This is a genomic window from Bradyrhizobium sp. ISRA464, assembly GCF_029910095.1.
Classification (GTDB): Bacteria; Pseudomonadota; Alphaproteobacteria; order Rhizobiales; family Xanthobacteraceae; genus Bradyrhizobium.
Map to the genome: position 1 here is coordinate 8108515 of NZ_CP094526.1, position 13059 is coordinate 8121573.

Annotated in this window: 13 protein-coding genes; 12 read left to right on the forward strand and 1 reads right to left on the reverse strand. The window is 67.8% G+C overall.

The features are described from left to right. Positions 1-67 precede the first annotated feature (67 nt). The 7 genes from MTX19_RS37565 to cobJ are packed head-to-tail and all read left to right on the forward strand — an operon-like array spanning position 68 to position 7975. A complete protein-coding gene (locus MTX19_RS37565; RefSeq protein WP_280981660.1) occupies positions 68-442 on the forward strand; it encodes a DUF1636 domain-containing protein in 375 nt (124 codons plus the stop codon). Then, a complete protein-coding gene (gene cobW, locus MTX19_RS37570; protein ID WP_280981661.1) occupies positions 439-1473 on the forward strand; it encodes a cobalamin biosynthesis protein CobW in 1035 nt (344 codons plus the stop codon). Before MTX19_RS37565 ends, cobW begins: the two co-directional genes overlap by 4 nt. Next, on the forward strand, positions 1473-4721 hold the full coding sequence (gene cobN, locus MTX19_RS37575; RefSeq protein ID WP_280981662.1) for a cobaltochelatase subunit CobN: 3249 nt from the start codon (positions 1473-1475) through the stop codon (positions 4719-4721). Before cobW ends, cobN begins: the two co-directional genes overlap by 1 nt. Continuing rightward, complete coding sequence (cobG, locus tag MTX19_RS37580; protein WP_280981663.1) at positions 4718-5881, forward strand: precorrin-3B synthase; 1164 nt, start codon at positions 4718-4720, stop codon at positions 5879-5881. The genes cobN and cobG overlap by 4 nt, the downstream gene beginning before the upstream one ends. Continuing rightward, a complete protein-coding gene (locus tag MTX19_RS37585) occupies positions 5881-6510 on the forward strand; it encodes a precorrin-8X methylmutase (protein WP_280981664.1) in 630 nt (209 codons plus the stop codon). The genes cobG and MTX19_RS37585 overlap by 1 nt, the downstream gene beginning before the upstream one ends. 2 nt (positions 6511-6512) lie before the next feature. Further along, a complete protein-coding gene (locus MTX19_RS37590) occupies positions 6513-7244 on the forward strand; it encodes a precorrin-2 C(20)-methyltransferase (protein ID WP_280981665.1) in 732 nt (243 codons plus the stop codon). After that, positions 7241-7975, forward strand: a complete 735-nt coding sequence (cobJ, locus tag MTX19_RS37595; protein ID WP_280981666.1) for a precorrin-3B C(17)-methyltransferase — start codon at positions 7241-7243, stop codon at positions 7973-7975. Before MTX19_RS37590 ends, cobJ begins: the two co-directional genes overlap by 4 nt. On the opposite strand, the gene MTX19_RS37600 is transcribed toward cobJ, so the two are convergent. After that, complete coding sequence (locus MTX19_RS37600; RefSeq protein WP_280981667.1) at positions 7951-8700, reverse strand: cobalt-precorrin-6A reductase; 750 nt, start codon at positions 8698-8700, stop codon at positions 7951-7953. The genes cobJ and MTX19_RS37600 overlap by 25 nt on opposite strands. Between MTX19_RS37600 and cbiE the strand changes: the two genes are divergently transcribed. Genes cbiE through cobA form a run of 5 tightly spaced genes read left to right on the forward strand, consistent with a single transcriptional unit; the run spans position 8699 to position 13059 of the window. Next, positions 8699-9880, forward strand: a complete 1182-nt coding sequence (gene cbiE, locus MTX19_RS37605; protein WP_280981668.1) for a precorrin-6y C5,15-methyltransferase (decarboxylating) subunit CbiE — start codon at positions 8699-8701, stop codon at positions 9878-9880. The two genes, MTX19_RS37600 and cbiE, sit on opposite strands and share 2 nt — an antisense overlap. After that, positions 9877-10245 (forward strand): cobalamin biosynthesis protein, encoded by a 369-nt coding sequence (locus MTX19_RS37610; protein ID WP_280981669.1) that lies wholly within the window; start codon positions 9877-9879, stop codon positions 10243-10245. The genes cbiE and MTX19_RS37610 overlap by 4 nt, the downstream gene beginning before the upstream one ends. After that, positions 10242-11024 carry a precorrin-4 C(11)-methyltransferase gene (gene cobM / locus MTX19_RS37615; RefSeq protein WP_280981670.1) on the forward strand — a complete coding sequence of 261 codons (783 nt, stop codon included), beginning with the start codon at positions 10242-10244 and terminating at the stop codon, positions 11022-11024. The genes MTX19_RS37610 and cobM overlap by 4 nt, the downstream gene beginning before the upstream one ends. Then, positions 11024-12334 (forward strand): cobyrinate a,c-diamide synthase, encoded by a 1311-nt coding sequence (locus MTX19_RS37620; RefSeq protein ID WP_280981671.1) that lies wholly within the window; start codon positions 11024-11026, stop codon positions 12332-12334. Before cobM ends, MTX19_RS37620 begins: the two co-directional genes overlap by 1 nt. Further along, complete coding sequence (gene cobA / locus MTX19_RS37625; RefSeq protein WP_280981672.1) at positions 12331-13059, forward strand: uroporphyrinogen-III C-methyltransferase; 729 nt, start codon at positions 12331-12333, stop codon at positions 13057-13059. Before MTX19_RS37620 ends, cobA begins: the two co-directional genes overlap by 4 nt.

Below are 13059 nucleotides of genomic sequence, written 5' to 3' on the forward strand. Positions count from 1 at the left end.
GGGAACGAACCTTTCCATCGATCGGTTCGTGTGCCTCATCGCCTCCCGCTGTCAATCAGGAAGGGCGATGAGCGTTACACTTCATGTCTGCATCACCTGCCGTGCCGGCCAGACGCTCGCGGAAGGTGAGACCACGCCCGGCGCGCGGCTGCATGCGGCGATTCTCGACGCCGGCGTGCCTGATGGCGTCAATCTGGTTCCAGTCGAATGCCTGTCGGCGTGCAGCCAGGGCTGCTCGGTCGCGCTCAGCGCGCCGGGACGATGGTCCTACGTCTATGGCCGCCTGTCCGCGGCCAATGCGACGGATGTGATCGCCGGTGCGTCCGCCTATGCCGCGGCACCCGACGGCATCGTGCCGTGGCGCAGCCGTCCGCAGATCTTTCGCAAGCAATCGCTCGCCCGCATTCCACCCATAGTCGTTGTGCCAGAGGCCGCAGAATGAACACGCTCACCAAGGTGCCCGTCACCGTTGTCACCGGCTTCCTCGGATCGGGCAAGACGACGCTGATCCAGCATCTGCTCAAAAACGCCAACGGCAAGAAGCTTGCGGTGCTGGTGAACGAGTTCGGCAGCGAAGGCGTCGATGGGGAGATCCTGAAATCCTGCGCCGATGCCAACTGCCCGAGCGAAAATATCGTCGAACTCGCCAATGGCTGCATCTGCTGCACCGTCGCCGACGATTTTATCCCGGCGATGGAGCAATTGCTCGCGCGCCGCGTGAGACCCGACCATATCGTGATCGAGACATCGGGGCTCGCTTTGCCGAAGCCGCTGCTGAAGGCGTTCGACTGGCCGGAGATCCGTTCGCGGATCACGGTCGATGGCGTGATCGCACTGGCCGATGCGGAGGCCGTTGCCGCCGGCCGCTTTGCGCCCGACCCGGCCGCGGTCGACGCGCAGCGCGCGGCTGACGACAATCTCGATCACGAGACGCCGCTGTCGGAGGTGTTCGAGGACCAGATCGCCTGCGCCGACATCGTGCTGCTGACCAAGGCGGATCTCGCCGGCTCCGAGGGCCTCGAAGCGGCCAGGCTGGCGATCGCAGCCGAAATGCCGCGGCAGGTGCCGATGTTGCCGGTCGTCGACGGCGCGGTCGACGCACGCGTGATCCTGGGTCTCGAGGCCGCTGCCGAAGACGACCTCGCGGCACGTCCGTCTCACCACGATGGCGAGGACGAGCACGAACACAATGATTTCAATTCCGTGGTGATCGACCTCCCGGAAGTTTCCGATGTCGATGCGCTGGTCGCATCGATCAAGGGACTGGCGCGCGAGCAGAATGTGCTGCGCGCCAAGGGCTATATCGCGATCGCGGGCAAGCCGATGCGCCTGCTGGTGCAATCGGTCGGCGAGCGCGTGAGGCATCAGTTCGACCTGGCTTGGGGCGTGCGGCCGAGGCAGTCGAAGCTGGTCGTAATCGGCGAACACGGCGATATCGATGAGGCCGCCATCAGGGCGCGACTTGGTGTCTGATGCACGTCGTCTTCCGCGAGAGCCGCGGTCTTGACGAGACCGCGACACCAAGGGACCTCGGCCAGGATCCGGCCGATCTCGTGGTGCTCTCGTTTTCCGACAGCGATCTTGCCGCGTTCGCATCCGGCTGGCGGCGCGGCTGCGGGTCGCTGCCGTCGTTGCGGCTCGCGAATCTGGCGGACCTGCGCCACCCCCTGTCGGTCGACACCTATATCGAACGGACATTGTCGCAGGCGCGCGGCATCCTCGTGCGCCTGATCGGGGGCGAACCCTACTGGTCATATGGGCTGGCCGCGCTGCATCGCCTGGCAAGAGAGCGCAACATCGCATTTGCGGTGCTGCCGGCGGATGGCCGGGATGACCTGCGGCTGGATGAATTCTCTACCCTGCCGGTCTCTACGCTGCGACGGCTCAAGGTGCTCTGCGACAAGGGCGGTCCCGTTGCGGCGCAGGCCGTGATCGCCCAGCTCGCGCTGGCGTCGGGGCTCTATGCCGGCCCGGTCGTCGGCGAGATCGATCTTCCGGAGATCGGAGTCTACGATCCCGGGCTCGGTGCCGTCGCGACGCTGCCGGCACCAGACAACCGGCCGCGGGCGCTGGTGACCTTCTATCGTTCCTATCTCGCGGCCGGCGACACGGCGCCGGTCGACGCGTTGATCGGCGCGCTGCGGCAGAAGGGCTTTGATGCTTACGGCGTGTTCGTCAGCTCGCTGAAGGCAGCGGGCGTCGCCGATTGGGTGCGCACCCAGTTTGCGCAGTGCCCTCCCGCCGCCATCGTCAACGCGACCGCCTTCTCCGCGGTCGGCGACGACGGTACGACGCCGTTCGATTCCGCATCCTGCCCGGTGTTCCAGGTCGCCCTGTCGACAGCGCGGCGCGACGATTGGGCGGAGTCACTTCGCGGTCTTTCCCCCGGCGATCTGGCGATGCACGTGGTGTTGCCGGAGGTCGACGGCCGCGTGTTTGCGGGCGTCGTGAGCTTCAAGTCTCCCGGCGAGCGCGATCCCGATCTCCAGTTTGCGCGTCTTGCGCACCGGCCGGACGACGAGCGTATCACCGCTGTGGCCGCGCGCGTCGCCGCCTGGCACCGGCTTGCGAATAAGCCGACGCACGAGAAACGGCTCGCCGTCGTGCTCTCGAACTATCCTGGCCGCCCCCACCAGATCGCGCATGCGGTCGGGCTCGATGCCCTCGCCTCCGTCGATGTGCTGCTGTCCGATCTCGCGGTCGCCGGGTTCGACGTCGAGGCGGTGGAGTCACTCGGCGAGGTTCTGCGGCAGCAGAAATTGACATGGAGCGTCGCCGACTATCGCGCGTCGCTGGCCGGCCTTCCGCGCCAGCTTCAGGACGACCTCGCGAACGCCTGGGGCGCGCCGGAGCATGATCCCGATTGCCACAGCGGCGAATTTCAATTCGCGGCGATACGATGCGGCAAATCCTTCATCGCCGTTCAGCCGGAGCGCGGCGACGTCGGCAAGCGCGACGCCGACTATCACGATCTCTCGCGTACGCCACGCCACGCCTATGTCGCGTTTTACCTCTGGCTCAGGCAGCAGGGTATCGACGCCATCGTGCACATGGGCGCGCATGGGACGCTCGAATGGCTGCCGGGCAAATCGGTCGCGCTGTCGTCCTGCTGCTGGCCGGAGGCGTTGATCGGAGATCTGCCGGTGATCTATCCTTTCATCGTCAACGATCCCGGCGAAGCGGCTCAGGCCAAGCGGAGGATCGGCGCGGTCACGATCGGCCACCTGCCGCCACCGCTAACGAACGCCGCATTGCCGGAAGGCCTGCGCCGGCTCGAACAGCTGCTTGATGAATATTCGACCGCCGACGGCCTCGATCCCGCGCGGCGCCAGCGCCTGATTGCGGCAATCCGCGAGGAAGCGCGCCTCGCCGGGCTGGAGGACGATCTGGGTCTCGCCGCATCGGTGTCGGCGCCCGAGGCCATTCCACAGATCGACCGCTTCGTCTGCGATCTCAAGGAGAGCCAGTTCGGCGACGGGCTGCATGTGTTCGGCGAAGGCGCATGCGGCGAGGCGGAGAAGCGTGCGCTGCGCGATGCGCTTTCCGGCCGACACATTGCGCCGGGACCCTCGGGCTCGCCGTATCGCGGGCGCCGCGACGTGCTGCCGACCGGACGCAATCTGTTTGCCGTCGACCCGCGCGCGGTGCCGACGCCGTCGGCGCATGCGCAAGGCGTCAAGCTTGCCGAGGAATTGTTGCGCCGTCATCTGCAAGACCAGGGCGACTGGCCGAAAGGCCTCGTCGTCGATCTCTGGGGTTCGTCGACGATGCGCACCGCCGGCGAGGACTTCGCGATGGCCCTGCATCTCGCCGGCCTCGCGCCGCGCTGGGATCACGCCTCGGGCCGGGTCTCGGGCTACGACATCATCGCGCCGGCAGAGCTCGGCCGGCCGCGCATCGACGTCACGCTGCGCGTGTCGGGGCTGTTCCGCGACGTCTTCTCAGGTCTCGCCCAGTTGTTCGAGGCCTCGGCCGAGGCGCTGTCCGAGCGCCGCGAGGAAGGCGACGAAAATCCCTATACGCGGCGCGTCTCGCGCGTGTTCGGACCTCGTCCGGGGCAATATGGGGTTGGGGCCGGTTCGACGCTGGATGTCTTCACACAGGAATCCCGCGAAGCCGCCGGGGAAGCCTGGCTGTCGGCATCATCCTTTGCATTCGCCGCCGATGGCGAAATGCGGCCGGACCGCGCCGGCATCGAGGCCAGGCTCGCCGCGGCCGATGCCTTTGTCCATACCCAGGATCTGCCGGAGACCGATCTGCTGCTTGCGGCGGACTATGCCGCGCATGAGGCCGGCGTCGCCGCGGCGGCCCAGCGCGTCGGCGCGAAGGCTCCATCGCTCTATCACCTCGACGCGACGCGGCCGGATCGGCCGCATGCCCGGTTGCTGACCGAGGAGATCTCGCGGGTGGTGCGTGCGCGCGCCGCCAACCCGGCCTGGATCGCGGGGATGATGCGTCACGGCTTTCGCGGCGCGGCCGAGATCACCGCGACGCTCGAACACATGGCGGCCTTTGCCCATCTTGCCGGCGCGGTGCCGCCGCATCTGTTCGATCTCTATTATGATGCGACGCTGGGCAACGGCGACGTTCGCGCATTCATGGCGCGTGAAAATCCGGCGGCGCTGGCAGCGATGGAAACGTGTTTCACGCGCTTGCATGAGGCCGCACTCTGGAAGACGCGGCGCAATTCGATCGCGGCCGCGCTGCGGGAGGCGTCATGAGCACCGTCGCGATCAAGGGCTGGTGCCCCGGCGCGCTGCGACCGATGCAGTCGGGCGACGGGCTCGTGGTACGCATTCGCCCGCGCGGCGGACGGCTGGACGCTGCGCAGGCAGCCGGAATCGCCGATCTGGCCGGACAGCACGGCAACGGGCTGATCGATCTGACCAGCCGCGCCAACCTCCAGATCCGCGGGGTCGGCGATCGCGGCCACCTGCTCCTGATCGACGGGCTCGCGCGGCTCGGATTGCTCGATCCGGATCCGGAGACCGAAGCGCGGCGCAACGTTCTGGTGACGCCGTTCTGGACTGAAGGCGATGATAGTTGCGCGCTCGCCGCCGAACTTGAGCTCGGTCTTGCTAGCGCTTCGCTCGATCTTCCGACCAAGTTTGGCTTTGCAATCGATGACGGCCACGCGCGGGTGCTGGCCGGAGCGTCCGCGGACGTACGGATCGAGCGCGATCCCGCCGGCGGGCTGCTGGTGCGCGCCGATGGCGCAAGGTTCGGCCGTTGCGTCACACGGAGCGAGGCCGTGCAGGTCGCGCTCGCGCTGGCCGAATGGTTCGTCGCCTCGGGTTGCGCCAACGGCGACAGGCGGCGGATGGTAGCCCATATCGCTACCGGCGCACGTCTGCCCGATGCGCTTCGCGGCGACGCCGAACCGGCGCCTCGCGCGGCCGATCCGCTTCCCGGTCTTTATGCGCCGGGCGCGATGGTCGGGGTTGCATTCGGTCAAGTGCCGCATGGAACGCTGCGCCGCCTCGCCGCTAACGCAGAAGCCCTTCGCTTGACGCCGTGGCGGATGCTGCTGGCGGAAGGGATGCGCGAGATGCCCCATGAAGCAGACCTGATCACGCGCCCCGACGATCCGGCGCTCCGCGTGATCGCTTGCAGCGGTGCGCCGCGCTGCCGTGAGGCGCATGCCGACACGCGCGCCTTGGCATCAGCGCTTGCACCGCTTATTCCGGCCGATGCAAGGCTCCATGTCTCCGGCTGCGCCAAGGGTTGTGCGCATTCCGGTCCGGCCATGATCACGCTCGTTGCAACACGCGAGGGTTTTGACCTTGTCCGAAACGGCTCGACGCGAGATATGCCTGTGATGCGTGGACTGAGCGTCGCCAGCATCGTTGCCGATCCCTCCGCATTGGTGGGAGGCCGCTGATGCCACATAGCTATGAAACCGACGGGGCCGCGATCTATCGGCAATCCTTTGCGACCATCCGGTCCGAGGCCGACCTCGCCCGCTTCACGCCCGACGAGGAGCCGGTGGTTGTGCGCATGATCCATGCCGCCGGCATGGTGGGACTCGAAGCGCATATTCGCTTCACGCCCGGCATGGCCACCGCTGCACGGGCCGCCCTGCAGAGCGGCGCGCCGATCTTCTGCGACGCGCGCATGGTGTCGGAAGGAATTACGCGAGCGCGCCTGCCGGCCGGCAACGCCGTCATCTGCACGCTCGGCGACCCCGCCGTTCCCTCGCTCGCGCAATCCATGCGCAACACGCGCTCCGCGGCGGCGCTTGAGCTGTGGCGGCCGCATCTGGCCGGCGCGATCGTCGCCATCGGCAACGCGCCGACCGCCTTGTTCCATCTGCTCAACATGCTGGAGCAGCCGGATTGTCCAAGGCCGGCGGCGATCATCGGCTGCCCGGTCGGCTTTGTCGGCGCCGCCGAATCCAAGGCGGCGCTGATGGCCGATCCGCCCGCGCCCGCGCTGACGGTCGAGGGACGCCTTGGCGGCTCGGCGATCACGGTTGCCGCCGTCAACGCGTTGGCGAGCCGGAGCGAATAACGATGGGGCGCATCATCTGCTGTGGCCTCGGGCCAGGCGATCCGGACCTGATGAGCGTGCGCGCCGACCGCACAGTGCGCGGGGCGAGACATGTCGCCTATTTCCGCAAGAAGGGCCATCCCGGCCAGGCCCGCCGCATCGTCGAGGGGCTGCTCGCCGCTGATGTCTGCGAATATCCGATGGAGTATCCGGTCACCACGGAGATCGCGTTCGACAGCCCGGACTATGCCCGGCTGCTGGCATCGTTCTATGACGAATGGACGGAGCGCCTGGCGCGACTGGCGCGCGCGGTCGACATCGTCGTGCTCTGCGAAGGCGACCCCTATTTCTACGGTTCGTTCATGCACCTGCATTCGCGCTTGCAGGGCCGCGTCGAAATCGAGGTGATCGCCGGCATTCCCGGAATGGCGGGCTGCTGGAATGCCGTCGGCCAGCCGATCGCGCTCGGCGACGACGTCACGACCGTCCTGATGGGCACGCTGCCGGAAGCGGAGCTCGAGCAGCGGATGCGCAATTCCGACGCGCTGGTCATCATGAAGACCGGACGCAATCTGACGAAGGTTCGCCGCGCGCTGACGTCCGCCGGCCGCCTCAATGAGGCATGGCTGGTCGAACGCGGCACCATGCCGGCTCAACGCGTCGCGCGGCTCGTGGATCTCGACGCGGCCGACTGCCCCTACTTTGCGATCGTGCTGGTGCATGGGCAGGGCCGCCGCGGGGGATCAGCGGAATGACCGGGACCTTGACCATCGCGGGACTGGGACCGGGCGACGAAGCCCTGATCACGCCGGAAGTCTCCGCGGCGCTTGCGGCTGCAACCGACATCATCGGCTATGCGCCCTATGTCGCGCGCGTGCGTCCGCGCGACGGGCTGACGCTGCATCCGTCCGACAACCGCGTGGAGTTGCAGCGCGCCAGCGAAGCGCTGCGACTCGCGTCCGAAGGGCGCCATGTCGTCGTGGTGTCGTCGGGCGATCCCGGCGTCTTTGCGATGGCGTCCGCCGTGTTCGAGGCGCTCGAGGCCTCCCCGCAATGGCGCGACCTGCCCATTCGGGTTCTGCCCGGCGTGACGGCGATGCTGGCGGCGGCGGCGGGCGCGGGCGCGCCGCTTGGCCATGACTTTTGCGCGATCAATCTCTCCGACAATCTGAAACCGTGGCCTGTGATCGAGAAGCGCCTGCGGCTCGCCGCGGAAGCCGATTTCGCGATCGCGATGTACAATCCACGCTCGGCAAGCCGGCCCGAGGGCTTCGGCCGCGCGCTCGAGATTTTGCGAGAAGCCGGTTGCGGCGAGCGCATCGTGGTGTTCGCACGGGCGGTCAGCACGCCCGATCAGCGGATTGAAACGGTCAGGCTGCATCAGGCGAGGCCCGAAATGGCCGACATGCGAACGCTGGTGATCGTCGGCAATTCAGCGACGCGCCGCGTCGGCCGCTGGGTCTATGCGCCGAGGCATGCGCGATGACCGAGCCATTCCATCACTTCGGCGACGCTTTTCACCCGCAGCCTCTCGGGCAGTTGTGGCCGCGCGAGCATGATCACGGGAAGGCCGAGCATGCGGCCGGCATCGATCTTGGCACGCGCACCCGCCCCGCCGGAATTGCGGGCGACGATCCATTCGATGGCGCGCGCGCGCATCATCTCCAGCTCGCCGTCGAGCGTGAACGGTCCGCGCGACACGATGACGTCGGCATCGGGCAGTGGCAGCGCGCCCTCGGGAGGATCGACGAACCGCAACGTATAGGCATGCTGCGGCCTCGCACTGAAAGGCGAGATGTGCTGACGGCCGATGGCGAGAAACACGCGGGCGCGGCGCTCCGGCAAGGCCGCGACGGCGGAGGTGATGTCCGCGACGTCGATCCAGTTGTCGCTGGATGTCTTGACCCAAGGCGCGCGCTCAAGCGCGAGCAGCGGCGTTCCAGTTTCTGCGCACGCCATAACAGCATTGCGGCTCATCTCGGCCGCGAAGGGATGGGTCGCGTCGATCACATGCGTGATGCCCTCGCGGCGAAGATAGTCCGCGAGACCGCCGGCACCGCCGAAGCCGCCGATGCGGATCGGCAGCTTCTGGCCGGCAGGCGCGCGGGTGCGGCCGCCATAGGAGTAGATCGCCTCGAGCCCTGCTTGCGCGATTTTCTCGGCGAGCAGATTGGCGTCGGCGGTTCCGCCCAGAATCAGGGCGCGCATCATGGGTAATCCCTGGTTGACCATCATCGGCATCGGCGAAGATGGCCTTGCCGGCCTCTCCGAAGCAAGTCGAAAGGCGCTCCGCGACGCCGAGACAGTGTTCGGCGGTGAACGTCACCTCGCTCTGGCCGGGATCACCGAGCGCGGCCGTGCATGGCCCGTTCCGTTCGATGCGGAGATCGTGCTGAGCTGCCGCGGCCGTCCGACCGCGGTGCTCGCCTCGGGTGATCCGTTCTGGCATGGCGTGGGCGGTAGCCTGACGGAGAAGCTCGAGCCCGCCGAATGGGTCGCCCACTCCGCACCATCGACGTTCTCGCTTGCGGCGGCGCGTCTGGGCTGGCGCCTCGAGAACGTCGTCTGCCTTGGTCTTCACGCCGCGCCATTCGAACGGTTGTTGCAGCACCTTGCGCTCGGCGCAAGGATCATCTGCCTGGTGCGCGACGGCAAGGCGGCGGGCGATCTCGCGCGCTGGTTCTCCGAACGGGGCTGGGGACCGTCACCGATGTGGAGCCTTTCCGCGCTGGGCGGCCCGCGCGAATGTGTCACGCAACATCGTGCGGACGGCTACGTCTCCGATCCGACCGAGAGCCTGGTCGCGGTTGCGCTGGAGGCTACGGGATCACAAGGCATCGCGCGCAGCTCGGGTCTTCCGGATACACTCTTCGTGCACGATGGGCAGCTCACGAAGCGGCCGATCCGCGCGCTTGCGCTGTCGGCGCTTGCACCACGGTCCGGCGAGAGATTGTGGGACATCGGCGCGGGCTCCGGTTCGATCTCGATCGAATGGGCTTTCTGCGGCGGGACGGCGATCGCCATTGAGGCACGCGGCGATCGCGCGGCGAACATCCGCAGCAACGCCGAAAGCTTTGGATTGACGCACCGGATCACCGTGATCGAGGGAGCGGCGCCCGACATCCTGCCGAGCCTCGCGACGCCGGACGCCGTCTTCCTCGGCGGCGGCCTCGATGCCGCGATGTTCGATGCCGTCTGGTCGCGCATCGCGCCGGGAACCCGGCTGGTTGCGCATGCCGTGACCCTGGAGACGGAGGCCCTGCTCGCCGACCTGCATCAGCGCCATGGCGGCGAGTTGATGCGGGTCGAGATCGCCCATGCAGACCCGCTCGGCAAGTACCGCTCCTGGAAAGCCGACCGGCCAATCGTGCAATGGAGCGCGGTCAAATGAAGGTCGCAGGACTCGGATTCAGGCGCGATACCACGCTCGCCTCGCTGCGCGAAGCACTCCGCGCGGCCGGCGGCTTCGAAGGCCTTGCGGCCGTCGCGACGGTGAGTGACAAGGCCGACGCGCCCGTGCTGAAGTCGCTGGCGCACGAACTGGGTCTAGCGATCAGGAGTATTCCTGCCGATATGTTGGCCGAGATCGTCACCGTGACACAGTCCGACCTCATCAAGGAAAGGTTCGGCACGGGCTCGATCGCCGAAGCTGCGGCGGTCGCAGCCGCAGGGCGCGGCGCCCGCCTGATTGCGGCGCGGACCGTTTCACAGGATCGGATGGCCACCGCGGCGATCGCGGAAGGAGACGGCGAATGACGGTGCATTTCATCGGAGCAGGACCGGGCGCTGCCGATTTGCTGACCTTGCGCGGGCGCGATCTCATCGCCTCCTGTCCAGTCTGCCTCTATGCCGGCTCGCTGGTGCCCGAAGGCGTGCTGGCGCATTGCCCGCCGAACGCGCGCATCGTCAACACCGCGCCGCTGTCGCTCGACGCGATCATCGCGGAGATCGCTGCCGCGCACGCGGACGGCAAGGATGTCGCGCGGCTGCATTCCGGCGATCTCTCGATCTGGTCGGCGATGGGCGAGCAATTGCGCCGCCTGCGCGTGCTGCAGATTCCCTATACGATCACGCCCGGCGTGCCGGCCTTCTCCGCCGCGGCGGCCGCGCTCGAGACGGAGCTGACGCTGCCCGGCCTTGCGCAATCCGTGGTGTTGACGCGCACGCCTGGCAGGGCCAGCGCGATGCCGGAGGGTGAAACGCTCGCGGCCTTTGCCGCGACCGGCGCGGTGCTCGCCATCCATCTCTCGATCCATCTGCTCGACAAACTCATCGCCGAGCTCACGCCGCACTATGGTGCGGACTGCCCGGTGGCGATCGTGTGGCGCGCGAGCTGGCCGGATCAACGTATTGTGCGCGCGACACTCGGGACGCTCGATGCCGCGGTCGGTCCCGAACTGGAGCGGACTGCGCTGATTCTGGTCGGCAGGACGCTGGGGGCGGAAGAGTTCGCCGAGAGCCGGCTCTACGCCGCCGACTATGACCGCCGCTATCGGCCGCTGGGTCCGGCGCCGCGCTTTCCCGAGGCATCGTGATGTCCGCAGGGCTTGTCATCTCGGCGCCCGCATCCAGCGTCGGCAAAACGACGCTGACGCTGGCGCTGGCCCGCGTCTACCGGAATCGCGGGCTGAAGGTGCAATGCCTGAAGAGCGGGCCCGACTATATTGATCCCGCCTTTCATGCGGTCGCCACCGGACGTGTCTCCGTCAATGTCGACAGCTGGGCCATGCCGAGCGATGCAATCCTGCATCTGGCGAGCCGTGGCGCGGATGCCGATCTCGTTTTGGCCGAAGGCTCCATGGGCCTGTTCGACGGCGTCGCGATGCGTGGTGCCTCCGGCACCGGCGCCACCGCCGATATCGCCGAACTGACGGGGTGGCCGGTATTGCTGGTGATCGATCCGACGGGCCAGGCGCAAACGGCGGCCGCGGTCGCCGCGGGATTGCGCGGCTTCCGTGCCGGCGTGACGCTTGCCGGCGTCGTGCTCAATCGCGTCGCGAGCCCGCGCCACGAGGACCTGCTGCGCCATGCCATGGCGGGCGCCGGCATTCCCGTGTTCGGTGCGCTGCCCCGCCACGCCGAGATCACCCTGCCGAAGCGTCACCTGGGCCTGGTGCAGGCCGAGGAGCAAACGGAGGTGGATGGCTTGATCGCGGAGGCGGCGCGCTTCGTCGCCGAGCATGTCGATCTGGATGCCGTGCTGCAATCGGCCCGCGCCTGGTCGCCGCAACCAGCCGTCCACGGATTCGCGATCAATCCGCCCGGACAACGCATCGCCTTGGCGCGCGACGCCGCATTCTCCTTCATCTATCCGCACATGCTGGAAGCGTGGCGCAAGGCCGGTGCCGAGATCACGATGTTCTCGCCGCTTGCCGACGAAGGCCCCAATGCGAGCGCCGATGTGTGCTGGCTGCCGGGCGGCTATCCCGAACTGCACGCCGGCAGAATCGCGGCCAACACGCGATTTCTCGGAAGCCTGCGGGCCTTTGCCGAGACGCGCTCCGTGCATGGCGAATGCGGAGGCTATATGGTGCTGGGCAGTGCCTTGACCGATGCCGACGGCGTGCGCCACGCGATGGCGGGGCTGCTCGGCCTGGAGACCAGTTATGCCAAGCGTCGCATGCATCTGGGCTACCGGCTCGCCGAGCTTGCCGAACCGATGCCGGGGCACCGCCCAGGCACGTGCCTGCGCGGCCACGAATTCCACTATTCCACGATCATCTCGCAGCCCGATACGCCCCTGGCGGTGGTCCGCGATGCGACCGGCACGATCGTTGCGGAAACCGGCTCGCGGCGCCGTCATGCGACCGGGACATTCTTCCATCTGATAGCGGAGGACCGGTGAGCGGCTTCGTCTCCTTTGTCTCGGCCGGCCCCGGCGACCCCGAGCTTCTGACGGTGAAAGGCGCCGCGCGCCTGCGCGACGCCGACGTGGTGCTCTATGACGATCTCGCGTCGGGCACGATCCTCGACCTTGCGCGGTCCGGCGCCAATCTCGTCGCTGTCGGCAAGCGCGCCGGCCGTCGATCGACCAATCAGCAGCATCTCAACCGCCTGCTGATCGATTACGCCTCCACCGGCGCGCGCGTCGTGCGCCTGAAATCGGGAGATGCAGGAATCTTCGGCCGGCTCGAAGAAGAGATCGAGGCGCTGCGCGCGGCAGGCATCGGTTACGAGATCGTTCCCGGCGTCACCTCCGCCTGCGTCGCGGCCGCGCAGGCCGGCATTCCGTTGACGCGACGACATACCTCGCGCCGCGTCCAGTTCGTGACCGGAGCCGATGTCACCGGCGAGTTGCCGGCGAACTTGAACTTGGCGGCACTGGCCGACCCGGAGGCGACGACCGTTGTCTACATGGGGCGACGCACGTTCCCGGCCCTGGCCGCGAAGCTGATCGCGCACGGGCTCTCGCCCGATACGCCCGCGCTGTTTGGCGAATCGCTGGGCCGTGCCGACCAGCAGCTTGCCCGCACCACGATCGCAGAACTCGCCGAGCAGCTCACAAATGCGGGCCCAGCGACTGCGGCAACGGTCATTCTGTTCGGTCCGCTGGCCGGCGATCACGCGTGA